This is a genomic window from Castellaniella defragrans (genome assembly GCF_014203015.1).
Lineage (GTDB): Bacteria > Pseudomonadota > Gammaproteobacteria > Burkholderiales > Burkholderiaceae_B > Castellaniella > Castellaniella defragrans.
Window position 1 is genome coordinate 13,063 of record NZ_JACHIB010000005.1, and the last position, 25,616, is coordinate 38,678.

Consider the following 25,616-nt stretch of genomic DNA (forward strand, 5'->3'; position numbering starts at 1 on the left):
ATGCATGCGTGCGCATGCATTTCTGACGAATCCGGCCGCCGGTCGCTGCGGGCTCGCTGGTCGTATGCCAGCTTGGGCCGGAAAGTATTTCGTCCGCAAAAGTACCGCAATGCGGTTGATGTGAATCGTATCGCGGTACATTTCGGGATGTCAACCGAATTTTCGGGGAAGGGAAATGGGGATTTCCCGGCCACTGGAACGGAGTGTTTCGCTTGACAAAATTTCTGAAATGCCCAAAATACGATACTGCTGTACCGTTCTACGGGTTAACAATGCTGCGCCGGGCGGCGCCGGATGTCCGGCGGACGCGCCCGGCCGACCACACAGAGTTCAGGAGGTTTGAAGATGGTCATGATCCGAGGCATCAATTTCCAGGGGAATCTCGACAACGACATGGGGCTGGAGTTCTACGACCTCAGCCACCCCTGGGGGCTCGGCCAGCCGTGCTGGCCCTACTTCGAGGACGTCAAGATCGAGCGGCTGCACACCATGGCGAAATCCGGCGTGCTGACCCAGCGCATCACCACCGTCATGCATTCGGGCACCCACATCGATGCGCCGGCCCACGTGGTGGAAGGCACGCCGTTCATGGACGAGGTGCCGCTGCCGCACTTCTTCGGCACCGGGGTGGTGGTGTCGATCCCGAAGGGCAAGTGGGAGGTGATCACGGGCGACGACCTGGAAAAGGCGACGCCGGAGATCCGCGAGGGCGACATCGTCGTCGTCAACACCGGCTGGCATCACCACTACGGCGACAACCGCATGTACTACGCCTACTCGCCGGGCTTCTACAAGGATGCGGGCGAGTGGTTCGCCGACAAGAAGGTGAAGATGATCGGCACCGACACCCAGGCGCTGGACCATCCGCTGGGCACGGCGATCGGCCCGCACGGTCCGGGCTGGCCCCACGGCCTGCTGCCCGACGTCAACCGCGAATACGAGCGCGAGACCGGGCGCAAGGTGATCGAGGACTTCCCGGAATGGGAGCCCTGCCACCAGGCGATCCTCAAGCACGGCATCTGCGGCATCGAGAACATCGGCGGCGAACTCGACAAGGTGACCGGCAAGCGCGTGACCTTCGCGGCCTTCCCGTGGCGCTGGACCCAGGGCGACGGCTGCATCGTGCGGCTGGTCGCGATCCTCGATCCGAGCGGCAAGTACCGCTTCGAGACCGGCAACTGAGACCGGCGGCCGCTCATGAAGATCAAGCGTTTCGCCGAGGCGAAGCCCTACGCGGCCCCCAATCACTACGACATGCGGGGGCTGCGTCTGCAGGGATTCGAGGAGGGAGGGCCGCAGCGGTTCTGGGTCGGCCTGTCCCATTTCCTCCCCGGAGGAGGGGCGGGGCCGGATGCCTCCCCGCTCGAGAAGATCTATGTGGTCGTGGCCGGCGAGATCACCGTGCGCTGCGCCGGGGACGAGGCGGTGCTCGGCGCGCTCGACAGCTGCCACATCGGGCCGGGCGAGCCGCGGGAAATCAGGAACGAAGGCAACGCCGTCGCTTCCATGCTGGTGATCATGCCCTATCCGGAGAAGACATCATGAAAGACTTCGTCAGCAACCCCATGAGCCTGTTCGACATCCGCGGCCAGGTCGCGGTCGTGACCGGGGCGTCCGGGGCCTTCGGCTCGCTGGCCGCGCGGGTGCTGGCCGGCGCCGGCGTCCGCCTGGTGCTGGCCGCCGGCAGGGCGCAAGAGCTGGAGGCCGTGGCGCAGGCCTGCCGGGAGGCGGGGGCGGAGGTCGAGACCGTGGCGCGCCGCCCCTCCACCGAGGCGGATTGCGAGGCCATCCTGGAAGCCGCCGACCGCCGCTTCGGCGGCGCCGACATCCTGGTCGTCGCCTCCGGCCTGAATGACGTGGCGCCGATCGGCGACATGTCGCTCGAACGGTTCGAGCGCGTCATGAGCGGCAACGTCACCAGCACCTGGCTGCTCTGCCGCGCCTTCGGCCGGCGCGCGCTGGCGCGCGGGCGCGGCGGCAAGGTCGTGCTGGTGTCGTCGGCGCGGGGCAAGCTGGGGCATCCCGCGGGGTACACCGCGTATTGCGCCTCCAAGTCCGCGGTGGACGGCATGACCCGGGCGCTGGGCTGCGAATGGGGAAAGAGCGGCATCACCGTCAATGCGATCGCGCCGACGGTGTTCCGCTCGTCCCTGACCGCCTGGATGTTCGAGGACACCGAGAAGGGCCGCGCGACCCGCGAGGGCATGCTGGCGAGGATCCCCAAGGGTCGCCTGGGCGAACCCGAGGACCTGGCGGGGCCGTTGCTGTTCCTGGCTTCGCGGGCCTCGGATTTCCACACCGGGCACATCCTCTACGCCGACGGCGGCTACACGGCGGGCTGAACGATGAGCGCAACCAAGCCCCGCATCGCCGTCATCGGCGCCGGCCTCATGGGCCACGGCATCGCGCAGGTCTTCGCCCGCGCGGGCCACTTCGTGCACGTCCACGACGCCCAGGCGGCCGCCCTCGACAGCCTGCGCAGCCGGATCGCCGGCAATCTGCGCCGGCTGGGCCTGGACACCGGTCCGGAGGAGCGGGTGAGCGGCCACGCCGACCTGGGCGAGGCCGTGGCGCAGGCCGATTTCGTCTTCGAGGCGGCGCCGGAGAAGCCGGCGCTCAAGCAGGCGATCTTCCGCGAACTCGTCCGCCTCGCCCCGGCGGGCGCGGTGCTCGCCTCCAACACCTCGGTCATCCCGATCGGCGAGATCGCCGGGGACGTCGAGGACGGCGGCCGGATCCTGGGCACGCACTGGTGGAACCCGCCCTTCCTGGTGCCGCTGGTCGAGGTGGTCGGCACGGCGCGCACCGACCCGCGGGCGATCGAGCGGACGATGGCGCTGCTGCGGGCGGCCGGCAAGACGCCGGTGCACGTGAAGAAGGACGTGGCCGGTTTCGTCGGCAACCGCCTGCAGCACGCGCTCTGGCGCGAGGCGGTCGCCATCGTGGCCGAAGGCATCGCCGACGCCGAGACCGTCGATACCGTGGTCAAGCAGAGTTTCGGCCGCCGGCTGGCGGTGCTCGGCCCGCTCGAGAACGCCGATCTGGTCGGCACCGACCTGACGCTCGACATCCACCAGGTCGTGCTGCCGCACCTGAACCGCGAGCCGGGCCCTTCGCCCTATCTGCGCGAGCTGGTGGCGAGCGGCCGCCTGGGCATGAAGACCGGCGAGGGCTTCCGCCGCTGGACGGCGCAGGAGGCCGACGCGCTGCGCGGCCGCGTCTACGACCACCTGAAGGATTTCAAGGAGCCGGGCTGACGGCGCGCGCGATTCCGCCGCGGCATTCCGCGGCAGGCTGGGCCGGCGGCGACGCCGCAGCCCGGCCGCGGCGGCGATTCACAGGAGAGGACACATGCATTCCATCCAGCAGGCGCGGGCCTTCTCCCGCACGCGCAGGACGCTGCTCAAGGCCGCGGCGGGTCTCGCCGCCGCGCCGGCCGTGCTGCGCGCCACGCGCGCCTACGCCCGCGAGCCGGTGCTCCGGGTCGGCCACGTCAGCCCGCGCACCGGCCCGCTCGCGGGTTTCGCCGAGGCCGACGACTACATCCTCCAGGGCGTCGCGGCCGCGTTCGCCGGAGGCGTGCGGAACAACGGCAGGTCCTGGAAGATCGAAATCGTCTCCAAGGACAGCCAGTCCAATCCGAACCGGGCCGCGGCGGTGGCCGCCGACCTGATCCTCACGGACGAGGTCGATCTCATCGTCGCCGCCTCGACTCCGGATACGGTCAACCCGGTGGCCGACCAGGCGGAGGCCAACGGCACGCCCTGCATCACCACCGACTGTCCCTGGCAGCCGTATTTCTTCGGCCGCAACGGCAGGCCCGGCGAGGGTTTCGAGAGCACCTACCACTTCTTCTGGGGCCTGGAGGACGTCATCGCGGCCTTCCTGGCGCTCTGGGACGACCCGCGGGTCGCGCGCAAGGTCGGCGGCCTGTTTCCCAACGACGCCGACGGCAACGCCTGGGGCGACCCGGTGCGCGGCCTGCCCGGGGCGCTGGCGGCGGCCGGCTTCGCGCTCACCGACCCAGGCCGCTACCAGCCGATGAGCGACGATTTCAGTGCGCAGATCGCCGCCTTCAAGGCGGCCGGCGTGGAGATCGTCACCGGCAACATGATCCCGCCGGACTTCGCCACGTTCTGGAGCCAGGCCGGCCAGCAGGGCCTGAAGCCCAGGATCGTCACCATCGGCAAGGCGCTGCTGTTTCCCTCGGCCGTCCGGGCGCTCGGCGAACGCGGCGTCGGCCTGTCCTCGGAAATCTGGTGGTCGCCCGACCATCCCTTCGATTCCAGCCTGACCGGCGAGAGTTCGCGCGCCCTGGCGCAGGGCTACACCCGCGCGACCGGGCGCCCCTGGACCCAGCCGATCGGCTTCAAGCACGCGCTGTTCGAGGTGGTGGCCGACGTGGTGCGGCGCGCCGCCGACCCGGAGGATCCCGCCGCCCTCGTCGAGGCGATCCGCGGCACCGCGATGACCACCCTCGTCGGCCCCGTCGACTGGTCCTCCGGCCCCGTCAGGAACGTCTCCAAGACGCCCCTGGTCGCCGGCCAGTGGCAGAAGCGCGGCGATCGGGTCGAACTGGTGATCACCGCCAACCGGACGGCGCCGGAAATCCCCGTCGGCGGCGAGCTGCGGCTGCTCGCCTGATCCCCCGGCCCGTCCGGCAGGCGGGCCTCTTTCCGAACCGGAGGCATGACGTGACGATGCTCGAAATGGACGGCGTGAGCAAGCACTACGGGCGGCTGCGGGTGGCCGGCGACGTGTCGCTCGCCGTGCAGGCCGGCGAGGCGCTCGGCATCATCGGGCCGAACGGCGCCGGCAAGACCACGATCTTCAACCTGATCGCCGGCACGGTCGCGCCGGACTCGGGGCGGATCCTGTTCGACGGCGAGGATGTCTCGGCGCTGCCGGCGCGGGCGCGCTGCCACCGGGGCATCGCGCGCTCCTTCCAGATCCCGCACCCCTTCGCCGGCATGAGCACCTACGAGAACGTGCTGGTGGGCGCGGCCTTCGGCCGCCGGCGCACGGAGCGCGACAGCGCCGCAAAGGCGGTCGAGGTGCTCGAACTCACCGGCCTGCGGCGCAAGGCCAACGTGCTGGCCGGCCAGCTGACGCTGCTCGAACGCAAGCGCCTGGAAATGGCCCGCGCCCTGGCGAGCGAGCCCAGGCTGCTGCTGCTCGACGAGATCGCCGGCGGCCTGACCGAGCCGGAATGCCGGGAGCTGGTGGCGGCCATCGCGGAAGTCCGCCGGGCGGGCGTCGCCATTCTCTGGATCGAGCACGTCGTGCATGCCCTGCTCGCCGTGGTTGATCGCATCGCCGTCATCGACGCCGGCCGCAAGATCGCCGAAGGCGAACCGCACGCGGTCATGGCGAGCAGGGCGGTGGCCGAGATCTACATGGGCGCGGAGGCGGCGCATGGCTGAGCCGCTCCTCGCCCTCCGCGGCCTGCGGGCCGGCTACGGCGATTTCCAGGCGCTGTTCGGCATCGACCTCGATCTCCACGAGGGCGAGGTCCTGGCGCTGATCGGCGCGAACGGCGCCGGCAAATCGACGCTGATCCGCGCGATCATGGGCCTGGTGCCCGTGCGGCGCGAGATGATCCGCCTGCGCGGCGAGGCGATCGGCGGCCTGCGCCCGGACCGCATCGCGGGGCGCGGCATCGCGCTGGTGCCGGAAGGCCGGCGGCTGTTCCGCTCCCTGAGCGTCGAGGAGAACCTGCTGATCGGCGGCGAGTGCGGCCGGCCCGGCCCCTGGACGCTCGACGCGGTCTACGGCCTGTTCCCGGCGCTGCGGGAACGGCGCAGGGCGCCCGGCACGGCGCTGTCGGGCGGCCAGCAGCAGATGGCGGCGATCGGCCGCGCGCTGATGGCCAATCCCGGGATCATCCTGTTCGACGAGATCTCGCTGGGCCTGGCGCCGGTGGTCGTCAAGGACATCTACGCGGCCCTGCCGGCCATCATCGGCACGGGCGTCTCGGCGATCCTGGTCGAGCAGGACGTGGGCCGGGCGCTCTCGGCCGCCGGGCGCTTCGCCTGCCTGCAGGAAGGCCGGATCTCGCTGGCCGGCGAGCCTCGCAGCTTCTCGCGCGCGGACATCACCGCGGCGTACTTCGGAGCCTGACCATGGACTGGATCAACGCGCTCGTGCAAGGCGTCATGCTCGGCGGGCTTTACGTGCTGTTTGCCGCCGGCCTGTCGCTGATCTTCGGCGTCATGCGCCTGGTCAACATCGCCCATGGCGACCTGATCGTGCTGGCCGCCTACGTGGCGCTGGGGGTGGTCGAGCTCACCGGCCTGCATCCGCTGCTCTCGGCCGTGCTGGTCGTGCCGCTGATGGCGGCGATCGGCTATGGGCTGCAGCGCTGCCTGCTCAATCCGGTCCTCGGCAAGGACCTGCTGTCGCCGCTGCTGGTCACTTTCGGCCTCTCGGTGATCATCCAGAACGGGCTGCTGGCCGCCTTCACCGCCGACAGCCGGCGCCTGGCCGCCGGTCCGATCGAAACCGCGAGCCTCGCCCTCCTGCCGGGCCTGCGGGTCGGCGTGCTGCCGCTGCTGATGTTCTGCGTCTCGGTCGCGCTGATCTTCTGCCTCGAATGGATCTTCTTCCGCACCCGGCTCGGCCGCGCCTTCCGCGCCACCTCCGACGATGCGGAAATGGCCCAGGCGATGGCGCTCGACCGCGACCACGTGTTCGGCATGGCGATGGCGCTCTCGACCGCCGTGGTGGCGATCGCCGGCGTCTTTCTCGCCATCCGCACGAATTTCGATCCGGCCTCCGGCCCGGCGCGGCTGATCTTCGGCTTCGAGGCGGTGATCATCGGCGGGCTGGGCAGCCTCTGGGGGACGCTGGCTGGCGGCATCGTGCTCGGCGTCGCCCAGACGATGGGCGCCCTGATCTCGCCGGGCTGGCAGATCCTGGCCGGCCACCTGGTGTTCTTCGCGGTGCTGGCGTTCAGGCCCCGCGGCCTGTTTCCGAGGATGGACTGAGCCATGGCCGCCCGCTTCCGGATCCGCCGCTCCACGCCGTCGAGCCGCTTCGGCCTGGCGCTGTTCGCCGTGCTGCTCGCTGTGCTTCTGGCCGCGCCCTGGTGGGCCGGCCGCGCGCCCATGCGCCTGCTCGGCGAGGCCTATGCCTTCCTGGCGCTGGCCTGCCTGTGGAACCTGCTGGCCGGCTACGCCGGGCTGGTCTCGGTCGGCCAGCAGGCCTGGGTGGGCTTCGGCGGCTACCTGCTGTTCACCCTGGCCATGTTCCTCGGCATCCATCCGCTGGCGGCGGTGCCGCTGGCCGGTGTCGCCGCGGCGCTCCTGGCGGTGCCGCTCGCGCCGCTGCTGTTCCGCCTGCAGGGCGCCTATTTCGCCATCGGCACCTGGGTCCTGGCCGAGGTCTTCCGCCTGTCCTTCGCGCAGGTGTCGGCGCTCGGCGGCGGCTCGGGCTCGAGCCTGCCCATGTCCGTGGTCGCGCAGATCGCCCGGGACCGCGCCGTGCGGGACGCGGCGATCTACTGGACCGGCCTGGCGCTGGCCGTCGGCACGCTGCTCTTCGTGGTGCTGCTGCTGCGCTCGAAGACCGGGCTCGCGCTGACGGCGCTGCGCGACAGCGAGATCGCCTCCGACAGCCTCGGCGTCGACGGCGCCCGCATCCGGCTCGGCGTCTATGTCGCCGTCTCGGGCCTGACGGCCATGGCGGGCGCCTTCATCTTCCTGCAGAAGCTGCGCATCTCGCCGGACGCCGCCTTCAGCGTCAACGACTGGACGGCCTACGTCATCTTCATCGCGGTGATCGGCGGCATCGGCACGATCGAAGGCCCGATCGTCGGCACGATCCTGTTCTTCCTGCTGCGCGAGACGCTGGCCGATCTCGGCACCACCTATCTCCTCGTCCTCGGTGCGGTCGCCATCGGCGTGATGCTGAAGGCGCCCAGGGGCGTCTGGGGAATCTTCACCCGGAAAACCGGCATCACGCTCGTGCCGATCCAGCGCCACGTCGTCTACCGCGACGACGAGGTTTGAAAACCCCAAAGGAAACCGAAATGGCAGATCTCTCCAAGAAAGTCATCATCACCTGCGCGGTGACCGGCGCCATCCACACGCCGACCCTGTCGCCGGCCCTGCCGTACACGCCGGCCGACATCGCGCGCCAGGCGATCGACGCGGCCGAGGCCGGCGCCGCCATCCTGCACCTGCATGCGCGCGACCCCGCGACGGGCGCGCCGACCGGCGATCCCGAGGTCTTCGCGCAGTTCCTGCCGGCGATCCACGAGGCCACCGACGCGGTGATCAACCTGACCACCGGCGGCAGCCCGGAGATGACGGTCGAGCAGCGCCTCGCCGCGGCGCTGCGCTTCAGGCCGGAAATGTGCTCCCTGAACATGGGGTCCATGAACTTTTCCTTCCATGGCATGGGCGCGCGGATCGAGGACTGGAAGTTTCCCTGGGAAAAGCAGTACATCCTCGACAGCGAGGCCTTCATCTTCAGGAACACCTTCCGCGACGTGGCGCGCGTCTACGAGCTGATGTCCGATTACGGCACCCGCTACGAGCACGAATGCTACGACATCGGCCACCTCTACAACCTGGCCTATTTCGTCGATCGCGGCCTGGTCCGGCCGCCTTTCTTCATCCAGGGCGTGTTCGGCATCCTGGGCGGCATCGGCGCCGATCCGGACAACGTGATGTTCATGCGGCGCACGGCGGACCGGCTCTTCGGCGGCGACTATGTCTGGTCCGTCCTGGCCGCCGGCCGCCACCAGATGCCGCTGATCACGCAGGCGGCCATGCTGGGCGGCAACGTGCGGGTGGGACTGGAGGATTCCCTGTTCATCCGGCGGGGCGAGCTGGCCGCCAGCAACGCCCAGCAGGTCGGGAAGATCCGGCGGATCGTCGAGGAACTGGGCATGGAGGTCGCCACGCCCGCCGAGGCGCGCATCATCCTGGCCCTGAAGGGCAAGGACGGGACCGCGCTCTCTTGATTTTTCACCCGCGCTTCTCCATAATGAAAATTACGGTACAAATGTACCGTATTATGGATATAATGCGGCAGACAAGCGCAACGCATCCGTGCGGCGCAACAGTGCAAGGCAGCGATGCGCCGCATCGGTGCCTTGCACGAGAACAGGAAGAGACAACGATGGGCATCGCAATGCTGGGCGCCGCGCCGCGGCTCGGATTCTGTGCGCTCCTGGGGCTGTGCTGGGCCGTGCCGGCGTGGCCGGCGGGGGCGGTCGCCGCGCCCGAATCCCGTCCCGCCCTGGTCGCGCAACACCCCGAGAAGGCCTGGCTGCAGGCCGTCGTCCGGGCGGGCAGCCGCCTGGTCGCGGTCGGCGAGCGCGGGCTGATCCTCTATTCGGACGATGCCGGGGTCCACTGGACGCAGGCGCGGGTGCCGGTGTCCGTCACCCTGACGGCAGTGTCCTTCGTCGATGAGCGGCAGGGCTGGGCGGTGGGCCATTACGGGACGGTGCTCCACAGCGACGACGGCGGGCAGACCTGGCGGCGCCAGCTCGACGGCGTCGCCGCCGCCCGCATCGAACTGGCCGCGGCCGAACGCGAGGCCGCCGGGAACCCGGCCGGCGGTCTGGCCGCTGAGCATCCGGCCGATGGATCCCCGGCCGCCGGCCCCCTCGCCGCGGAACGCCGCGCCGGGGCCGCAGCCGCGGAAAAACGCCTGGCCGCGGCCCGGCGGCTGGTCCAGGACGGGCCGGACAAGCCGTTCTTCGACCTGCATTTCTTCGACGCGGCGAACGGCATCATCGTCGGCGCCTACAACCTGGCTTTTCGCACCCATGACGGTGGGCGCACCTGGGAGTCGCTGATGGGGGGGATCGCCAATCCGGGAGCGAACCACCTGTACGCGATCCGCGGCACGCGCGACAGGCTCTACGTCGTGGGCGAACAGGGGCTGGTCTTCCGCTCGGACGACGGTGGCCGCTCCTTCGGCCGGCTGGCCACGCCCTACCAGGGCAGCTATTTTTCCGCCGCGGTGCTGCCTTCCGGCGACCTGGTCGTCGCCGGGCTGCGCGGCAACGCCTGGCGCCTGAGCGGCCCGGGGGACCACTGGACGCAGATCGAGCTGCCTGCGCCGGTCTCGGTGACGGCGCTCGCCGTCGATGGCCGGCGCCTGTATTTCGCCAACCAGGCCGGCCAGGTGTACGCGAGCGACGCGGACGCCGCAGCCCCCAGGGCGCTGCAGCTGCCGCCGATGCCCATGCTCACGGGGCTCCTGCCGCTGGCCGACGGCACGCTGGTCGCCACGGGCCTGCAGGGCGTCGCCCGCCTCGCGCCGGCGGCCGCGGTCCCGGCGGCCCCGGCGGCTTCCGCGGCGCACGCCGGCCGGGCGGATTGACCGCCGCCGGCGTCCCGCCCCCGAGCCCGCCGCAGCGCCTGCCGTAGATCCCGCCAAGGATCCCGCCAAAAAGCCAGCCCCAGCGCCCGCCACAGAGCCAGCCCCAGCGCCCGTCACAGACACAAGACAAGGACACTCATGAATCCCGCCTCCGCTTCCACCCCGCCGGTCATCCGCGACCTGGCGGACTTCGACCGGCAGTCCGGCTCGCTCGTCGAGCGGCTGCTGTTCAACCACCGCCTGGCCGTGATCCTGGTCTGCGCGCTCGTCACCCTGCTGCTGGGCTTCCAGGCCCTGGGCCTGCACCTGAACACGAGCTTCGAGAAGACCATCCCGGCCAACCATCCCTACATCGCCAACTACATGCAGCATCGCAGCGACCTCAAGGGGCTGGGCAATGCGGTGCGGATCGCGGTCGAGAACCGGACGGGGACCATCTACGACGCGGCCTACCTGGAGACGGTGCGCAAGATCAGCGACGAGGTCTTCCTCGTGCCCGGCGTGGACCGCGCGTTCATGAAATCGCTGTGGACCCCCAGCACCCGCTGGGTCGGCGTGACCGAGGAAGGGCTCGAAGGCGGCCCGGTCATTCCCGACGGCTACGACGGTTCGTCGAAGAGCCTCGCCCAACTGGAGGCGAACGTCGCGCGCTCGGGCGAGATCGGCCAGATCGTCGCGCTCGACGCCCGCTCCAGCACCCTCTACGTGCCCCTGCTGAGCAAGGATGCCCAGGGCCGGCCGGTGGACTACGCCGATTTCTCCCGCGCGCTGGAGGACATCCGCGCCCGGCACCAGAACGACCGCATCGCCATCCACATCACCGGCTTCGCCAAGATCGTGGGCGACCTGATCGACGGCCTGAAGGAAGTCCTGGCCTTCTTCGTGGTCGCGGTGCTGATCGCCGCGGCGATGGTCTTCTGGTTCACCCGCTGCGTGCGCAGCACGGCCCTGGTGGTGCTGGTGTCGATGATCGCCGTGACCTGGCAGCTGGGCCTGCTGCCGCTCCTGGGTTTCGATCTCGACCCCTATTCGATGCTGGTCCCCTTCCTCGTCTTCGCCATCGGCATGAGCCACGGCGCGCAGAAGATGAACGGGGTGATGCAGGACATCGGCCGCGGCACGCACCGGCTGGTGGCCGCCCGCTACACCTTCCGGCGCCTGTTCCTGGCCGGGCTGACCGCGCTGCTGGCCGATGCGGTGGGCTTCGCGGTGCTGCTGCTGATCGACATCCAGGTCATCCGCGAGCTCGCCATCGCGGCCAGCCTGGGCGTGGCCGCGCTGATCTTCACCAACCTGATCCTGCTGCCGATCCTGCTGTCCTACACCGGCGTGAGCCCGAAGGCGGCGCTGCGCAGCCTGCGCGAGGAGACCGCCTGCAACGGGCCGCAGGCCAGCCGGCATCCGGTCTGGCGCTTCCTCGATCTCTTCACCTCGCGCAAATGGGGCAACGCCGCCGTGGGCGCCGCGCTGCTGCTCGCCGGGGTGGGCTTCTTCTACAGCCAGCAGCTCAAGATCGGCGACCTCGACCCGGGCGCGCCCGAGCTCAGGCCCGGCTCGCGCTACAACCAGGACGTGGTCTTCATGAACCGCGCCTACGGCGCCAGCAGCGACGTCTTCGCCGTCCTCGTCAAGACGGCCGGGGGCGGCGTGGGCTGCACCCGCTACGACACGCTGATGCGCGTCGATGCCCTGGAATGGCAGCTGCGCCAGCTCGACGGGGTCGATTCGACGAACTCGCTGGCCCTGATGAACCGCCGCGTCCTGGTGGGGCTCAACGAGGGCAATCCCAAATGGTATGAGCTGATCCGCAATCAGGACATGCTCAATTTCATCACGGCCCAGGCGCCGCGCGGCCTGTACAACGAATCCTGCGACCTGCTGACGATCTTCGCCTACCTGCGCGACCACAAGGCCGACACCCTCACCAGCGTGGTCGACCGGGTGCAGCAGTTCGCCGCGGCCAACGACACCGCCGACGCCCGCTTCCTGCTCGCCGCCGGCTCCGCCGGCATCGAGGCGGCCACCAACATCGCCGTCAAGCAGGCCTGGCGCGAGATGCTGTTCCTGGTCTACGGCGCCGTGATCGTCCTCAGCTTCATCACCTTCCGTTCGTGGCGCGGCGTGCTGGTCGCGGTCCTGCCGCTGATGCTGACTTCTGTCCTGGCCGAGGCGCTGATGGTCGTCCTCGGGATGGGTGTCAAGGTCGCCACGCTGCCGGTGATCGCGCTCGGGGTGGGGATCGGCGTGGACTACGCGCTCTACATCCTGTCGGTCATGCTGAACCACCTGCGCGCCGGCCTCAGCCTGTCGGAGGCGTATTACCGCGCGCTGCGCTTCACCGGCAAGGTCGTGATGCTGACCGGCGTCACGCTGGCGGTCGGGGTGGCCACCTGGACGTTTTCGAGCATCAAGTTCCAGGCCGACATGGGGATCCTGCTGGCCTTCATGTTCCTCTGGAACATGCTGGGCGCGATGGTCCTGCTGCCCGCCCTGGCGCGGCTGTGGCTCACGCCCGCGTACTTTGCCCGGCGGGGGGCGAAGCGCGGCTCCTCGGGCAAGCGCCTGCTGGCCGCCGCGCCGCCGCTGTAGATTGCAGGCTTGGGGTTCGGGGCCCGGGTCCCGGTCGGGGATCCCGGACCGGCGTCCCCCGCCGGGTGGCCTCCGGCCCTCGTTCCGCCACGGGGGGCCGACCGGCAGGGTCGGCCGCCGCGCGGAGGGCCTGCGCCTCAGAGCTTGGCGATCAGCGTGCTGCAGTGCCGGGTGAGGGCGGCGATGAGTTCCTGCTCGCGGACGGCGAAGCGCTGGGTCGGCACCGGAATCGAGATGGCGGCGATTTCGTCGCCGCGGCAGCGGAAGGCCATGGCGACGGCGCAGATGCCCTCGGAGTTCTCCTCGCGGTCGAAGGCGATGCCCGTGGCGCGGATCCCGGCCAGTTCCCGTTCGAGCGCATCCCAGGTGGTGAGCGTGTTCGGCGTGTGCCGCCCCAGGCTGATGCGCTTTTTCAGCCGGGCGAGTTCCTGCGGGCTCAGCAGCGCCAGCATGGACTTGCCGTTGGCGGCGGAATGCAGCGGGAAAGAGGCACCGACCGCCGAGACGGCGACCAGGCGGTGACTGCCGGCGATCTGGTCGATGAACACCGCCTTGTCCTGGTCCAGGAGCGACAGATCGACGGTTTCGCCGGTTTCCTTGGCCAGGGCTTCGAGCGTCCCGCGGGCGACGTCGGCGATGTCGAAGCGCGTGGCGGCGGCCAGGGAGAGCAGGGCGGGGCCGAGGCGCACGCCCATCGTCGGCGAGGAGGCGATCAGCAGGTTTTCCTGGTCCAGCGCATCGACGATGCGCTGGACCGTGGACCGCGGCAGCCCGACCAGCTTGCCGATTTCGCCCAGCGACAGCCCTTCGGGGTGGCGCTGCAGGATCCGCAGGATCGCGGCGGCGCGGGAAATGACCTGGATGCCGCCTTTGTCCGGGGGATTCGGCTGGAGGGGGGCTTGGGTGCCGCTTCGGGGCATGCGGATTCTCCTGGATGCCAGTATGGGGATCAGTGGAAACCCGAAATTATCCCACGGTGTCCGCGGCAAGGGTAGCGAGGCGCCGGCCGCCGCTCCGCCCGAGCGGAGGTTCAGCACTTCATGATCTTGACCGTCTGGAGAGAGGTGTATTCCGCCAGCCCGTGCAGGCCGAATTCGACGCCGATCCCGGATTGCTTGACGCCGCCGAAGGGTGCATCGGGCTGGATGGCGCCGTGCTCGTTGACCCAGGCCGTGCCGCATTCCAGGCGCCGGGCGAGCGTGCTCGCCAGGGCGATGTCGTTCGACCAGATCGAGCCGCCCAGGCCGTTGGGGTTGTCGTTGGCGAGCGCGATCGCCTCGTCGATGTCGCGGTACCGGATGACCGGCAGGATCGGCCCGAACTGCTCCTCGTCGACCAGGGGCGTGCCGTTGCTCAGGTCGGCGACGATGGTGGGCTGGAAGAAATAGCCGGGCCCGGCGATCGGCCCGCCGCCCGCGAGCAGGCGGGCGCCCCGGGCGCGGGCGTCGTCGGCGAGCGCCTGGACGATGCGGCGCTGTTCCTCGTTCTGCAGCGGCCCGAGCTCGGTGCCCTCGCACATGCCGTCGCCGACCACCACCGCCCGGGCCTGCGCGGCCAGGGCGTTGCAGAGCGCCTCGTAGAGGCTCTCGTGCACGTAGAGGCGCTTGAGGCAGGCGCAGGTCTGGCCGTTGTTGTGGAAGGCGGCCTTGAAGATCTTCCGTGCGACGGCCGCGGGGTCCACGTCGGGCAGCACGATGCCGGCGTCGTTGCCGCCGAGCTCCAGGGTCAGCCGCTTCAGGTTGCCCGCGGCGGCGCCCATGATCCGTTTGCCGGTGGGCGTGGAGCCGGTGAAGACGATCTTGTCGATGCCGGGATGGCCGGCGATCGCCGAGCCGATGCCGCTGCCGTGGGTGCCGGTGACGACGTTCAGCACCCCGGGCGGCAGGATGCCGTTGGCCAGCGCGACGAAGCGGGCGGTGGCGACGGGCGTCGCCTCGGCCGGCTTCAGGACCACGGTGTTGCCCGCGCGCAGGGCCGGGATGACGTGCCAGATCGCGATCATCAGCGGCCAGTTCCAGGGCGTGATCGAGCCGACCACGCCCAGCGGCTTGCGGTGCACCTCGACGCGCGCCTCGGCGTCGTCCTGGATGACTTCCACCGGCAGGGACAGGCCGCCGGTGACGCGCGTCCAGGCGATCGCGCCGCCGACCTCCATCTGCGAGCCGATGCCGTCCAGCCCGATCAGGGGCTTGCCGCTTTCGCGGGTGAGCAGTTCCATCAGCTCGGCCATGTGGGTTTCGAGCAGGTCGGCGAGCTGGCCGATCAGCGCCTGGCGCCGCTCGTCCGGCGTCCGGCTCCAGGCCGGGAACGCGGCCCGCGCGGCCTCGACCGCGGCATCGACGTGGCTCGCGTCGCCGGCGGCGACCCGGGCGAAGGGCGCGCCGGTGGCCGGGTTGACGACCTCGAAGGTGGCGGCGCCGGGCACGGCGCGGCCGTTGATGATCATGTCGTAGGTATGCACTGGCGTCTCCGTGAGGAAAGAGCGGGCGGAAAGAGCGGGGGCCCTGGCAGGCCCAGGCGCCGGAAGGGGGGTGTGCGCATCTGCCGGACGGGGCGCTAGGCGCCGGGGGCGGGCATGAGGAATTCCCAGGGCGGCGTCTCCCGGTCCTTGTCGATCGGCACCTCGATCAGGGCCGGGGCGTCGGCGGCGAAGGCGCGTTCGAGGGCCTGCGCCAGCTGGGCCGGGGTCTGGACGCGCTGGCCGGCGATGCCGAAGCTCTCGGCCAGCTTGACGAAATCCGGATTGCTCAGCTCGGAGCCGATCGTGCGCCCCTCGAACAGCCGCTGCTGGTCGCGGTAGACGTTGCCGTAGGCGCCGTTGTTGAAGACCACGACGACCAGGTTGATGCGGTACTGCGCCGCGGTGATCAGGTCCTGGAGCCCGAACAGGAAGCCGCCGTCGCCGGTGATCGAGACGACGCACTTGTCGGGGTTGCCCACCTTGACGCCCAGCGCCGTGGGAAAGCCGTAGCCCAGCGTACCCTGGTGGCCGGCGGTGACGTAGGTGCGCGGCTGGTAGACCGGAAAGCCGTAGAACGAGGTGAAGCCGGCCTGGCAGATTTCCTCGACGAAGAAGCCGTCGCGCGGCAGCGCCTGGCGGATCGCAGCCAGGTACTGGACGTGCGGCGTGATCTTCTGGATGTCGGCGTGGGTGCGCGCCTTGAGCGCCAGGAATTCCTCGGTCCGGGAGGCGCGGGCGCCCTCGTGGCGGCGGATTTCCTCAAGCAGTCCGCGGCTGGCGCGGGCGGCGTCGCCGACGATGCCGACCGCCGGCTTGAGGCGCACCATCTGTACCGGATCGATGTCGATGTTGATCAGCCGGCGCTGCTTGCCCAGGTCCGGCCAGCGGAACCACATCATCTCCAGGCGCGAGCCGATGCCGATGACCACGTCGGTCTCGGCCCAGCGCCTGAAGCCCGACGCGCAGGTGAAGCCGAGCGGGTGCTCGTCGCTGACGATGCCGCGCCCGCCGCGCCAGCTGACCACCGGCGCCTGCAGCTGCTCGGCGAGCGCCAGGACTTCAGGGGCGGCGTGCTGGGCGCCGCTGCCCACCATGATGAGGGGATTGCGCGCCTCCTTGAGCAGCGCCGCGGCGCGGGCGATCGAATCGGGATCGATCTCGATCTGCGGATAGACGGCGGGCGGCTCGATCGGCGTCACCGGCGCGGCGGCGGTAAAGAGTTCCCAGGGCATTTCCACCACCACCGGCCGCGGCCGGCCGCTCTGCAGCTGGCGGAAGGCGTCGTGCATGACCTCGGGAACCTGGCTGGTGTGCTCGATGCGGGCCGCCCACTTGGTGAGCGTGCGCAGGGTGGCGAGCTGGTCCGGCAGTTCGTGCAGGTGGCCCTTGCCGCTGCCGATGTAGTCCGACGGCACCTGCCCGGTGATGCCCAGCACGGGGGCGCTGACCCCGTAGGCGGTGCACAGCGCCGCGGTGGTGTTCAGGATGCCCGGGCCGGGCACCACGGAAAAGGCGCCGATGCGGCCCGTGGACTTGGCATAGCCCATGGCCATGTAGGCGGTGGTCTGCTCGTGGCGCGGGGTGACGACCCGGATGCGTTTCCCGTTGCGCTGGAGCGCGTCGAACAGGCCGTAGGTCTGGACGCCGGGGATGCCGAACAGCGTGTCGATGCCGTTGCGGACCAGCGACTGGACGATGGCCTCGCCGCCGGTCATTTTCTTGCCTTGACTCATTTGGATTGACTCCGGATTCAGAAAACGGTCCCGCCGTCCACGAAGATATTCTGCCCGGTAATGAATCCGGCATCCTCCGAGGTGAGGAAGGCGAGCGTGCCGCAGAGGTCCTCGGGGACTTCCGTGCGCTTGATCAGCTGGCGCTGCACGACGGCCTCGAACAGGGCCGCGGGCAGTTCCTTTTCCGAGGACGGGGTCTTCGTCAGGCCGGGGGAGATCGCGTTGACGGTGATTCCCTTGGGGCCGAGCTCCGCGGCGAGCCCCCGGACCAGGCCGACGCCACCCATCTTGGTGGCGATGTACGAGCAGAAGCCCGGCATCGGATTGCCGATGGTGCTGGAGGCGATCTGGACGATGCGGCCGTAGCCGCGGCCGGCCATGTCCGCGCCCAGGATGCGCGCGAGGATCAGCGGGGCTTCGAGGTTGATGGCCAGGAAGCGGCGGAAGGCGTCGCGGTCGATCCGTTCGAGCGGCAGCAGGGGCATGTAGGCGGCGTTGTTGACGAGGATGTCACAGCGCCCGAAGCGGGCGAGGACGCCGGCCGCCAGCCGCTCGACGGCCTCGCCGTCGGCGAGGTCGCAGGGCTCGAAATGGACGTCGCGCCCGGTCGCCCGGATCGCCGCGACCAGGTCGTCGGTGGGCGCCCGGTCGGTGATGGCGATGTGGCAGCCCTCGCGGGCCAGGCGCAGGGCGAAGGGGACGCCCAGCCCGCCGGCGGCGCCGGTGACGAGGGCGACCCGGTCTTGATGGCTTCGACTCAAGAAATTCTCCTGGAAATGGGTGTGGCGCCGGTGCGCCGGGCGGGCGCCGGCGCTAGTGCGGGATGCCCAGCGAGCGGCGGCGGCCCTGGACGTCGGTGTGGACGAAATCGAGGTAGGCGACCCGGATGTCGGCGAAGCGGCCGTCGCGGATGCGGTACATGATGACCCCCGTGTAGTCGAAGGCCTCTCCTCGGACGACCGGCCCGAAGAGCGAATCCGGGTCGTCCTTCAGGGCCTCGAAACGGGCGTGCAGCTCGACCGCCAGCGTGTCCCCGTCGCAGACCACGCGCCGGGGGTCCAGGGTTTCCTTCATGCCCGACCAGATCCGGGCGTAGTGCGCCTTCATGGCCTCGATGCCGGTGTACTTCAGGGTGCCGTTCTGGACCGCCACGTCGGGCGTCAGGTAGTCCTCGAAGGCGCTCGGGTCCTGGGCGTTGAAGCGGCGGATGTAGTCGGCGAAGCGTTCGTGGTTCATGACTTGTTTCCTTTGCGAAAGGGCAGCGAGGCGAGGAAGGAGAGCTGCCTGAGGCCCAGCAGCTTCAGGCCGGCGCGGGCCGAGTCGGCGTCGAGGCGGGCTTCCAGCGGCATCGTGCCGAAGCTCTTGCCCTTGATGACGAGCTCGTTGCCCTCGCGCTTCAGCGACTCGACGTGCATCAGCTCCTCGTCGGCCGCGCCGCGCAGGATCAGGCCCTTCTTGCGGACGGCGGCGACGTTGGCCGGCGTGCCCAGGTCCTGCCGGCTGCCGGCGCTCACGCTGGAGAAATCCATGCCCAGCTGCTCGAACATCCTGATCGCGGTGGCGCGCCCGGCGCCGTAGACGCCGCCGCCCGGATGCTGGAAGGGGCCGGCGAGATAGAGGCGGTCGACGCCGGGCACCGTGAACTGGCCCAGGTCCGGGGTCGGGCGGTGGCCGGCGCTCTGGTAGAAGTAGGGCGCGACGCCGTGCAGGTCGCCGCGCATCATGCTGTTCGGGCTGGAGCGCTCGTGGTCCGCCGGGGTGACGATGGTGCGCGCCAGGATGTTGTCGCTGGTCAGGTTGGAGACGAACTTGCGGTAGTGCTCCATCGAGAGATCGCCGATCTCTTCCTTGACGTCGTCCCAGTGCCGGCCGGCCCAGCGCTTGTCCTTGATGGCGTAGGGCGCGAAGGTGATGCCGTGGAACAGCCCCGTCCCGGGCGGGACCCGGGTCTTGTCGCTGATGCTCTCGTCGCCGCCGGCGCACAGGCGGCGCTCGGTGATCAGGCCGCGCTTGAGGTCGTCGAAGTCGGCCATCATCTCGTCGAGCCGGTCGGTGGCCATGAGCTCCAGCATGGGCGCGTAGCCGACTTCCTCGCCGGCGTAGAACCTGGCGTTTTCCTTGAGGGCGTAGTGGCTGACCATGATGGAGAACGGCGCGAGCGTGGCCTGCTCGGCGCGCCGCATGACGGGCTCGGGCACGTCGTCGACGAATTTGCGGATCACGTGGGGGTGGATGGCGCCGATGACCGCGTCCCGCGCCATGATGCGCTCGCCGTCGCTCAGCTGCACGCCGATGGCGCGGCCGTCGCGGGTGAGGATCTTGGCGACCTCGGCGTCGCAGCGGACTTCGCCGCCGTGCGCCGTGAGGCAGCGGACCAGGGATTCGGTCAGCTTGCCGCTGCCGCCGATGGGCTGCGATACGCCGTAGGTATGGATGATGCCGGGCATCAGCAGCACGCCCATGCCGGTGCCCAGTTCGTTCGGGCACTGCAGGTTTTCGCTCACCAGGCGCAGCAGGTGGATCTTGATCCGGTCGCTTTCGTAGCGCTGGTTCACCAGGTCGAGGCAGTCGCGGTTCATGAAATCCAGCATCAGCCGGCCTTCGTCGCTGCGGTCGAGCATCGCCACCAGCTCGCCGAGCGGGGGCGGCGGCGCGTACAGGCCCGGCATGAACATCTGCAGCACCTGCTGGCTGACCTTGACGAAGCTGCGGTAGGTGTCCGCGTCCTTCTGGGAGATGCGCGCGAAGCCCTCGCAGGTCTTGTCGAGATCCTTGTAGGTGAAGAGGGCCGTCTGGTCCGGGAAGACCGTGGCGTGGGGAACCGGCGAGTAGTGGTATTCCAGGCCGTGCTGGCTCATCAGTTCCAGCTCGTCCTGGCGCAGCATCGGATTGCCCTGGATCATGATGTGCACGCTGCTGTGCTCGTCGTGCCAGTAGCCCGGGATGTTCAACTGCCGGGTGCTCACTCCGCCGCCGGGATAGGACTTGCGTTCCAGGACCAGCACCTTCTTGCCGGCCTTGGCGAGATAGGCCGCCGCGGTCAGGCCGTTGTGGCCGGCGCCCATGGCGACGATGTCGTATTCACTGCTCATGCCTTCCTGTCTCCCGTATGTGCGGCGGCGCGCCTGTCCTGGTGGCCGAGCCGTATTGTTGAGCGGTACGCTTGTATCGTATTATGGGAGTTATTTTGGGCTTGTCAAGCGGATGACGGTCTGACGGCCGTCGGCGGGCGTCAGCGATTGGCGGCCGGTCGGCGGATTCGCCGGCGGGCGGCAGGAGTCGTCGGGGGGCGTCAGCGGCCGTTGGCGGCGTCCTTCAGCATGCGGCGCAGCCAGGCCAGGCCCGCGTCCTGGTCGCGGTACTTGAGCCACACGGCCGCCTCGGCCAGGGGCGGGATGTCGATCGGCGGGGCCACGCATTTCAGCGGCAGGTGCCGCACGTACAGGTCGGCCAGCCGCTTGTGGATCGTGGCGATCCGCGTGGTGCCCACCACGGCGAAGGGCACGGCGGTGAACGCGGCCAGCACCACCTCGGCTTTGCGCGCATGGCCGATGGTGCGGAAGAACCATTCGTCGTAGGCGGGAACACGGCCGGTGACGCCGAAATTGACGCTGACGTGGCCCAGTTCGAGGTACTGGTCCAGGCTCAGGGTGTCGCCGACGAGCGGATTGTCCTGCCAGGCGATGCAGGTGTGGGTGTCCTCGAACAGGACTTCGGACGGATGGCCCTCGTGGGTGTACTGCGTGGGCAGGATCAGGAGGTCGATGTCTCCCTTCTGCAGCGCGTCCCAGGGGCTTTCCGTGTGGGTCAGGCATTCGATCGTGATGCCGGGCGCTTCCCGCTGGAGGCGCGGCAATGCCGGATTGATCAGCACCGAGACGACGTAGTCGGACACCAGCAGCTTGAAGTGCCGCGTCGACGTGGCGGGATCGAAGGCCTGCTGTGCGGTCACGACGGTGGCTTCCACTTTCAGCAGGATTTCCCGCACCGGCAGGACGAGCCCCTCGGCCAGGGGGGTGGGCGTCATCCGCCGCCCGACCGGCACCAGCAGGTCGTCCTGAAAATAGTCCCGCAGGCGCGCCAGCGCGCTGCTCATGGTGGATTGGCTCAGGTGCAGGCGCTCGCCCGCGCGGGTCACGTTTTTCTCTTCGAGAAGCACGTTCAGGGCCACCAGCAGATTCAAGTCCAGGCGATTGAAGTGCATTGCATGCTCGTGTGGCGGTGCCGGCCGGCCGGTGCGGCGGGGGCGCGGCGCCCCGTGGATGGAATCCGTGACGGTCTCATCGATGAAATCGATGAGAGTCATCAGGAATATGCGTTTCTGCGGTTCCCGGCGTGCCGCTAGCATGAAAAAACAGGAATTCGCCATGCAAGGCACGCAATCCGGATCTGGACGCGGGCCTGAAATTCCGGGAGGAAACGCAGTGGAATCATCGTACATCGAGCGCAGGATCGCCAGACTGGAAAGTTTCCGCGACATATGCAATCTGCAGGGGCGCTACAACCACTACATGCAGACGGGGCAGCTGGCGGAAAAAATTCCCGAGCTGTTTGCCTTGTCGCGGCCGGACGTGAAGGCGGAAATGTGCGACAGCGGCCTCTGGGAAGGGGCGGAAGGGGTCATGCGGCTCTTCGGCCACATGGGCGCCAAGTATTCCATGAGGGGCGCCTTGATGGTGCACATGCTCCTCACGCCGGTGGTCGAAATCAGCGAGGACGGGCAGACCGCCCGCGGCATGTGGAATTCGCTCGGCACGAATACGTATGTGAAGGATGACGGCACGCTCGACGCGATGTGGCAGCTGGGGAAATACGACCTGACATTCTGCCGGGAGGAGGGCATGTGGAAATACCTCGAATTCCGGTGGTACGTCATTTTCCGCAGCCCCTATGGCGCGGGATGGGTCGAGCGCCCCCTGGTGGAGGGCCTGCACCAGGAGGGCTTTCCGCCGGTCAGCCCCCTCCATGCGCCTTACGACCCCGGCAAAGCGGTCAACCGCTTTCTTCCCTTTCCGCCGGAACCCCGCGCCTGAACCGGCCCGGCGTTCGCCGCGGCCCGGAACGGCTCGCTTGAAACAGATGGCTTGCAACGGACCGCTCGAAACGGCTCGCCCGACACAGCTCGCCCGAAGCCGACCGCTTGAAACGGATCGATCAACACGAATTCAAAGGAGGGCAGACATGCCAATCAAACTACTGGCGGCTTCGCGCCGCCGGCCCGGCCTGACCCGGGCGGAATATCAACGCTACCTGGAGTTCTATCACGGCAGCATCGCGCGCAGGGAGCGCATGAAAATCGCGTCCTATGTGCAGAATCACGTCATCGACGGCGCGTTCGGCGTGCTTCAGGACGAGACGCACCGGCAGGTGGCCGAGCGCGATGCCGTGGTCGAGCTGTATTTCGACAATTTCCCGGACATGATCGCGACGCTGGAGCCGGAAACGCCCTCGGCCGCCTCGCAGGACGGGAAGTTCTTCGCCGACGAGCGCACCAACATCATCGTCATGGCCGAGGAGGAAGAAATCCCCGTTCCGCAGCCGTGCCCGTCCTTCAATCCGGGCCTGGGCATCGTGAGCGGCGTGGGCGCGCTCAAGGTGCTGCACTACGTCATGCGCGACGAGGAGGTCTACCCCGAGGACTACCACCATCACTGGCGCCGGGCGCACGAGGCGGCGCTGGAGCAGGCGCCCTATGCGCGCGCCATGCTGCGCCGCTGTGTCGTCAACCGGCGCTGCCGGATGAACGACAACGATGGCGCGGCCCGGAAGCATTTCAAGATGGTGGATCCGCCCGTCTACGACATGGTGGCGGCGCACTGGTTCGACACGATGGAGCACGCCGGCGCGTTCCGCCAGTACGTCGAGGCATTGCAATCGTTCCCGACGCGCTTCGCCGACTGGTCCAGGTCCTTTTACCTGTACACCCGGGAAGTGCCGATCGTGCGCGACACGCCGTTCTGACCCCGGATAAACGAATACCCCGAAGACGAGGAGATTTTCCCATGCTGCCGACGACCCCCGAACATTCCGCCCAGAAAAACTTCAAGGAATGGCAGGCTTCCACCCGACCCAAGTCCATGCGGCCCGCCCTGACGCCGGAAGAGGAAGCCCGGCCGTTTTCCAGCTACTACCACGAAAGCATTCCCCGCCCGGAGCCGGTCAACATGGCGATGATGGAGTCGCCCTGCGATCCCGCCAAGGCGATCCTGCCGCACCAGATGAACGAGCTGCTCGACCCGGGCCATCTGGATGTGGAGATCGGCTGGTGCATCCTGCCGAACGGCGCGGGATTCATCGCCAACCGGATGGTGTATCCGGACGCCACGGCGGACATGATCGACTGGTGGTTCGCCTGGCATCCGCTGGAAGACCTGCGCTACCGCATCTGGTATCCCCCGCAGCACGCCGGGATCATGGTCAGCCCGATGGGCCGCCGGCGCCTGCTGGATCCGTCGATTCCCATGGCCGAGAAGAACTGGGGCGTGACCCACCACGTCACGGAGAACTGCAACAACGGCATGGACAACGTCGATATCCAGTTCATGTCGCCGAAGGATTTCGGCTTCGACATGGACCGCTGGAAGCAGCCGTACGTTTCCGCCTTCGCCGGCGGCGCCGGATGGGCGGTGTCCGTCGACAAGACGGACGAATCGATCACGGCCCCGGCCTTGATGTGCCATATTTTCCGCGATACGCCCGAGGGCCTGGAACACCGCACCCGCTTCTGGATGGGGTATCGATTCTCGGCGGGCAGGCCGGAATTGTCGCTGCCTCCCGGCGTCCAGGTGCCGGTCAAGGCCGTGCAGGGCCTGGCGCGCCATAACGTCATGGAGTTCACGCGCTTCAAGCATTTCCTGCCGCGCATCTACGCAGAATTCGGCGGCCGGATGGAGGTCTGAGCGCGGGCGGCATGCATTCCGCCGCCGCGCCGGAGGCGCCGCGGCGCTTTAGTCCGGCCGGTCCGGACGGTCCGGACGGCCGGCGCGGGCGCCGGCGCTGTCGCGCGCCTGCCGCAGCAGCGCCAGCAGGTCCGCCTGCATGGACGGCGGACAGTCCCGCAGCAGCTCGGTGGCCACGCGCTCCTGGAGCGTGCGCAGCTGCGCGAAAAGCCGTTCGCCCTGCGCGCTCAGGCGCAGGCAGCGCACGCGCCTGTCGCTTTCGCTGGCGCTGCGGATCAGCCAGCCGCGTTCCTCCAGGTGGGCCAGGAGCCGCGCCATCTGGGCCTTGTCGGCGTGGCTGCGCTCCACCAGGCCCTTCTGCGTCAGGCCGGGCTGGCGGCCCATGCGCAGCAGGATGCGCATCTCGTTGAAGGTGAGTTCGGGGTGCACGGCTTCCATGGCCTTGCGCATGCGCGCGCGGAACAGGTGCAGCAGTTCGTGCAGGCTGTCGAAGACCTCGATGGGCAGGGAAGGGTTCATGGCGACCGGTTAATTGTTGACTATATCAACTTATTGGCACAATAATAGTGGACTTTAACAACCAATAGGGAACCATGTCCACAGACGAAAAAACAGCCGGAAAAACAGACGAACAAGCGGTCATGCGGCGCGTGCGCCATCCTTTCCGGGCGCGCCACGTGCAGGTGCTCGCGCGCGAGTCCCTCAGCCCCGGCTTCGTCCGCCTGACGCTGGGCGGACCGGAACTGCATGATTTCACGAGCGCCGGCTTCGACGATCACGTCAAGCTCATCCTGCCGCAGGCGGGACTGGACAAGCCGCGCCTGCCCGTCCTGGTCGACGGCCGGCCGCACGTCGAAGGCCCGCGCCCCGTGATGCGGGACTATACGCCGCTGCGCTTCGACCCCGCCAGCCGTACGCTGCTGATGGATTTCGCCCTCCATGGCACGGGGCCGGCGGCCGAATGGGCGCGCAGCGCCCCGATCGGCCAATGGGCGGGCCTGGCGGGCCCGCGCGGCAGCCTGCTGCTGCCCGAGGATCTGCAATGGCACTGGCTGCTGGGCGACGAGACGGCCATGCCCGCGATCGAGCGCCGCCTGGCGGAGCTGCCGGCGGGGACGCGCGCCGTGGTGCGGGTGCAATTGAGCGACCCCGCCGACCGGCGCGCCTGGCGCAGCGCCGCGGCGCTGGACCTGCAGTGGGTGGAGTCGCTGGCCGATGCGGCCGACGCGCTGGAGATTCCGCCCGGCCCCGGCTTTATCTGGGCCGCCGGCGAGCACCGCGTCATGGCGCTGCTGCGCAAGCGGCTGCTCGCCCGGCCGGGCGCCGATCCGCGCCGCATGCGGATCGCCTCGTACTGGAAGCAGGGCGAGGCGGGGCACCACGAGGAACTCGGCGCCGGCGGCTGAGGCTGCGCCGGGAGGGGGCGGCCCGCTCGTGATCGGGCGCTGTCCGCCGGGGCTCGCGCCGCCGCGCGAGCGGGGCAGGCCGATGCCGGCCGGATCGATGCGCAGGCGCGCTGAAGCCGCGTTCCCGTGCGCTATAGTTGCGCTTTGGCGTGGATCACCGACCCGCATGGCGGGCCCCCCCGGAAGC

24 protein-coding genes are annotated in these 25,616 nt (G+C 69.2%); 16 read left to right on the top strand and 8 right to left on the bottom strand.

Annotation, left to right across the window (positions count from 1 at the left end; translation table 11 throughout):
• Positions 1-345: 345 nt before the first annotated feature.
• From HNR28_RS05035 to HNR28_RS05090, 12 genes are all read left to right on the top strand, one after another.
• The gene (locus tag HNR28_RS05035; protein WP_244978184.1) at positions 346-1,182 is read left to right on the top strand and encodes a cyclase family protein; all 837 of its coding nucleotides are present in this window, start codon (positions 346-348) and stop codon (positions 1,180-1,182) included.
• Positions 1,183-1,197: 15 nt separating this feature from the next.
• Positions 1,198-1,545: a cupin domain-containing protein gene (locus HNR28_RS05040; protein WP_151023948.1), complete on the top strand. Its 348-nt coding sequence runs from the start codon at positions 1,198-1,200 to the stop codon at positions 1,543-1,545.
• Positions 1,542-2,342, top strand: a complete 801-nt coding sequence (locus tag HNR28_RS05045; protein WP_151023949.1) for an SDR family NAD(P)-dependent oxidoreductase — start codon at positions 1,542-1,544, stop codon at positions 2,340-2,342. Before HNR28_RS05040 ends, HNR28_RS05045 begins: the two co-directional genes overlap by 4 nt.
• A 3-nt stretch (positions 2,343-2,345) precedes the next feature.
• Positions 2,346-3,257: a 3-hydroxyacyl-CoA dehydrogenase family protein gene (locus tag HNR28_RS05050; RefSeq protein WP_151023950.1), complete on the top strand. Its 912-nt coding sequence runs from the start codon at positions 2,346-2,348 to the stop codon at positions 3,255-3,257.
• 94 nt (positions 3,258-3,351) lie between these two features.
• The gene (locus tag HNR28_RS05055) at positions 3,352-4,644 is read left to right on the top strand and encodes an ABC transporter substrate-binding protein (RefSeq protein ID WP_151023951.1); all 1,293 of its coding nucleotides are present in this window, start codon (positions 3,352-3,354) and stop codon (positions 4,642-4,644) included.
• Positions 4,645-4,700: 56 nt separating this feature from the next.
• Positions 4,701-5,423, top strand: coding sequence for an ABC transporter ATP-binding protein (locus tag HNR28_RS05060; RefSeq protein WP_151023975.1), 723 nt, complete (start codon positions 4,701-4,703; stop codon positions 5,421-5,423).
• The gene (locus HNR28_RS05065) at positions 5,416-6,120 is read left to right on the top strand and encodes an ABC transporter ATP-binding protein (protein ID WP_151023952.1); all 705 of its coding nucleotides are present in this window, start codon (positions 5,416-5,418) and stop codon (positions 6,118-6,120) included. Before HNR28_RS05060 ends, HNR28_RS05065 begins: the two co-directional genes overlap by 8 nt.
• 2 nt (positions 6,121-6,122) lie before the next feature.
• Positions 6,123-6,986 carry a branched-chain amino acid ABC transporter permease gene (locus HNR28_RS05070; protein WP_151023953.1) on the top strand — a complete coding sequence of 288 codons (864 nt, stop codon included), beginning with the start codon at positions 6,123-6,125 and terminating at the stop codon, positions 6,984-6,986.
• Positions 6,987-6,989: 3 nt separating this feature from the next.
• Positions 6,990-8,009: a branched-chain amino acid ABC transporter permease gene (locus tag HNR28_RS05075; protein ID WP_151023954.1), complete on the top strand. Its 1,020-nt coding sequence runs from the start codon at positions 6,990-6,992 to the stop codon at positions 8,007-8,009.
• Between the two features lie 20 nt (positions 8,010-8,029).
• A complete protein-coding gene (locus HNR28_RS05080) occupies positions 8,030-8,968 on the top strand; it encodes a beta-keto acid cleavage family enzyme (RefSeq protein ID WP_151023955.1) in 939 nt (312 codons plus the stop codon).
• 158 nt (positions 8,969-9,126) lie between these two features.
• Entirely contained in the window at positions 9,127-10,341 is a 1,215-nt protein-coding gene (locus HNR28_RS05085) for a WD40/YVTN/BNR-like repeat-containing protein (RefSeq protein WP_211369273.1), read from the top strand.
• Positions 10,342-10,479: 138 nt separating this feature from the next.
• A complete protein-coding gene (locus HNR28_RS05090; RefSeq protein WP_151023956.1) occupies positions 10,480-12,930 on the top strand; it encodes an efflux RND transporter permease subunit in 2,451 nt (816 codons plus the stop codon).
• A gap of 137 nt (positions 12,931-13,067) precedes the next feature.
• On the opposite strand, the gene HNR28_RS05095 is transcribed toward HNR28_RS05090, so the two are convergent.
• The 7 genes from HNR28_RS05095 to HNR28_RS05125 all read right to left on the bottom strand — a co-directional run bounded on the left by HNR28_RS05095 (position 13,068) and on the right by HNR28_RS05125 (position 21,328).
• The gene (locus tag HNR28_RS05095; RefSeq protein ID WP_151023957.1) at positions 13,068-13,850 is read right to left on the bottom strand and encodes an IclR family transcriptional regulator; all 783 of its coding nucleotides are present in this window, start codon (positions 13,848-13,850) and stop codon (positions 13,068-13,070) included.
• A gap of 110 nt (positions 13,851-13,960) precedes the next feature.
• On the bottom strand, positions 13,961-15,391 hold the full coding sequence (locus HNR28_RS05100) for an aldehyde dehydrogenase family protein (protein WP_151023958.1): 1,431 nt from the start codon (positions 15,389-15,391) through the stop codon (positions 13,961-13,963).
• Positions 15,392-15,486: 95 nt separating this feature from the next.
• Entirely contained in the window at positions 15,487-17,124 is a 1,638-nt protein-coding gene (locus HNR28_RS05105; RefSeq protein WP_151023959.1) for a thiamine pyrophosphate-dependent enzyme, read from the bottom strand.
• 17 nt (positions 17,125-17,141) lie between these two features.
• The gene (locus HNR28_RS05110) at positions 17,142-17,885 is read right to left on the bottom strand and encodes an SDR family NAD(P)-dependent oxidoreductase (RefSeq protein ID WP_151023960.1); all 744 of its coding nucleotides are present in this window, start codon (positions 17,883-17,885) and stop codon (positions 17,142-17,144) included.
• 52 nt (positions 17,886-17,937) lie between these two features.
• Complete coding sequence (locus tag HNR28_RS05115; protein ID WP_151023961.1) at positions 17,938-18,360, bottom strand: nuclear transport factor 2 family protein; 423 nt, start codon at positions 18,358-18,360, stop codon at positions 17,938-17,940.
• On the bottom strand, positions 18,357-20,216 hold the full coding sequence (locus HNR28_RS05120; protein ID WP_151023962.1) for a phytoene desaturase family protein: 1,860 nt from the start codon (positions 20,214-20,216) through the stop codon (positions 18,357-18,359). Before HNR28_RS05120 ends, HNR28_RS05115 begins: the two co-directional genes overlap by 4 nt.
• A 200-nt stretch (positions 20,217-20,416) precedes the next feature.
• On the bottom strand, positions 20,417-21,328 hold the full coding sequence (locus HNR28_RS05125; protein ID WP_151023963.1) for a LysR family transcriptional regulator: 912 nt from the start codon (positions 21,326-21,328) through the stop codon (positions 20,417-20,419).
• 142 nt (positions 21,329-21,470) lie between these two features.
• Here HNR28_RS05125 and HNR28_RS05130 point away from each other — a divergent pair, with 142 nt between their 5' ends.
• The 3 genes from HNR28_RS05130 (at position 21,471) to HNR28_RS05140 (ending at position 24,023) form a co-directional block, all read left to right on the top strand.
• The gene (locus HNR28_RS05130; protein WP_170288419.1) at positions 21,471-22,157 is read left to right on the top strand and encodes a nuclear transport factor 2 family protein; all 687 of its coding nucleotides are present in this window, start codon (positions 21,471-21,473) and stop codon (positions 22,155-22,157) included.
• A gap of 148 nt (positions 22,158-22,305) precedes the next feature.
• Entirely contained in the window at positions 22,306-23,085 is a 780-nt protein-coding gene (locus tag HNR28_RS05135) for an EthD domain-containing protein (protein WP_151023965.1), read from the top strand.
• 41 nt (positions 23,086-23,126) lie between these two features.
• Complete coding sequence (locus HNR28_RS05140; protein WP_151023966.1) at positions 23,127-24,023, top strand: DAPG hydrolase family protein; 897 nt, start codon at positions 23,127-23,129, stop codon at positions 24,021-24,023.
• A gap of 48 nt (positions 24,024-24,071) precedes the next feature.
• Here the strand turns inward: HNR28_RS05140 and HNR28_RS05145 are convergent, their stop codons facing one another.
• The gene (locus tag HNR28_RS05145) at positions 24,072-24,542 is read right to left on the bottom strand and encodes a MarR family winged helix-turn-helix transcriptional regulator (RefSeq protein ID WP_151023967.1); all 471 of its coding nucleotides are present in this window, start codon (positions 24,540-24,542) and stop codon (positions 24,072-24,074) included.
• A gap of 122 nt (positions 24,543-24,664) precedes the next feature.
• Between HNR28_RS05145 and HNR28_RS05150 the strand changes: the two genes are divergently transcribed.
• Positions 24,665-25,429: a siderophore-interacting protein gene (locus HNR28_RS05150; RefSeq protein WP_242404196.1), complete on the top strand. Its 765-nt coding sequence runs from the start codon at positions 24,665-24,667 to the stop codon at positions 25,427-25,429.
• Positions 25,430-25,616: the final 187 nt, after the last annotated feature.

Coding starts and splice junctions, on each gene's coding strand:
- HNR28_RS05035 (WP_244978184.1), top strand. CDS start 346: ATGGTCATGATCCGAGGCATCAATTTCCAGGGGAATCTCGACAACGAC.
- HNR28_RS05040 (WP_151023948.1), top strand. CDS start 1,198: ATGAAGATCAAGCGTTTCGCCGAGGCGAAGCCCTACGCGGCCCCCAAT.
- HNR28_RS05045 (WP_151023949.1), top strand. CDS start 1,542: ATGAAAGACTTCGTCAGCAACCCCATGAGCCTGTTCGACATCCGCGGC.
- HNR28_RS05050 (WP_151023950.1), top strand. CDS start 2,346: ATGAGCGCAACCAAGCCCCGCATCGCCGTCATCGGCGCCGGCCTCATG.
- HNR28_RS05055 (WP_151023951.1), top strand. CDS start 3,352: ATGCATTCCATCCAGCAGGCGCGGGCCTTCTCCCGCACGCGCAGGACG.
- HNR28_RS05060 (WP_151023975.1), top strand. CDS start 4,701: ATGCTCGAAATGGACGGCGTGAGCAAGCACTACGGGCGGCTGCGGGTG.
- HNR28_RS05065 (WP_151023952.1), top strand. CDS start 5,416: ATGGCTGAGCCGCTCCTCGCCCTCCGCGGCCTGCGGGCCGGCTACGGC.
- HNR28_RS05070 (WP_151023953.1), top strand. CDS start 6,123: ATGGACTGGATCAACGCGCTCGTGCAAGGCGTCATGCTCGGCGGGCTT.
- HNR28_RS05075 (WP_151023954.1), top strand. CDS start 6,990: ATGGCCGCCCGCTTCCGGATCCGCCGCTCCACGCCGTCGAGCCGCTTC.
- HNR28_RS05080 (WP_151023955.1), top strand. CDS start 8,030: ATGGCAGATCTCTCCAAGAAAGTCATCATCACCTGCGCGGTGACCGGC.
- HNR28_RS05085 (WP_211369273.1), top strand. CDS start 9,127: ATGGGCATCGCAATGCTGGGCGCCGCGCCGCGGCTCGGATTCTGTGCG.
- HNR28_RS05090 (WP_151023956.1), top strand. CDS start 10,480: ATGAATCCCGCCTCCGCTTCCACCCCGCCGGTCATCCGCGACCTGGCG.
- HNR28_RS05095 (WP_151023957.1), bottom strand. CDS start 13,850: ATGCCCCGAAGCGGCACCCAAGCCCCCCTCCAGCCGAATCCCCCGGAC.
- HNR28_RS05105 (WP_151023959.1), bottom strand. CDS start 17,124: ATGAGTCAAGGCAAGAAAATGACCGGCGGCGAGGCCATCGTCCAGTCG.
- HNR28_RS05115 (WP_151023961.1), bottom strand. CDS start 18,360: ATGAACCACGAACGCTTCGCCGACTACATCCGCCGCTTCAACGCCCAG.
- HNR28_RS05120 (WP_151023962.1), bottom strand. CDS start 20,216: ATGAGCAGTGAATACGACATCGTCGCCATGGGCGCCGGCCACAACGGC.
- HNR28_RS05125 (WP_151023963.1), bottom strand. CDS start 21,328: ATGCACTTCAATCGCCTGGACTTGAATCTGCTGGTGGCCCTGAACGTG.
- HNR28_RS05130 (WP_170288419.1), top strand. CDS start 21,471: ATGAAAAAACAGGAATTCGCCATGCAAGGCACGCAATCCGGATCTGGA.
- HNR28_RS05135 (WP_151023965.1), top strand. CDS start 22,306: ATGCCAATCAAACTACTGGCGGCTTCGCGCCGCCGGCCCGGCCTGACC.
- HNR28_RS05140 (WP_151023966.1), top strand. CDS start 23,127: ATGCTGCCGACGACCCCCGAACATTCCGCCCAGAAAAACTTCAAGGAA.
- HNR28_RS05145 (WP_151023967.1), bottom strand. CDS start 24,542: ATGAACCCTTCCCTGCCCATCGAGGTCTTCGACAGCCTGCACGAACTG.
- HNR28_RS05150 (WP_242404196.1), top strand. CDS start 24,665: ATGCGGCGCGTGCGCCATCCTTTCCGGGCGCGCCACGTGCAGGTGCTC.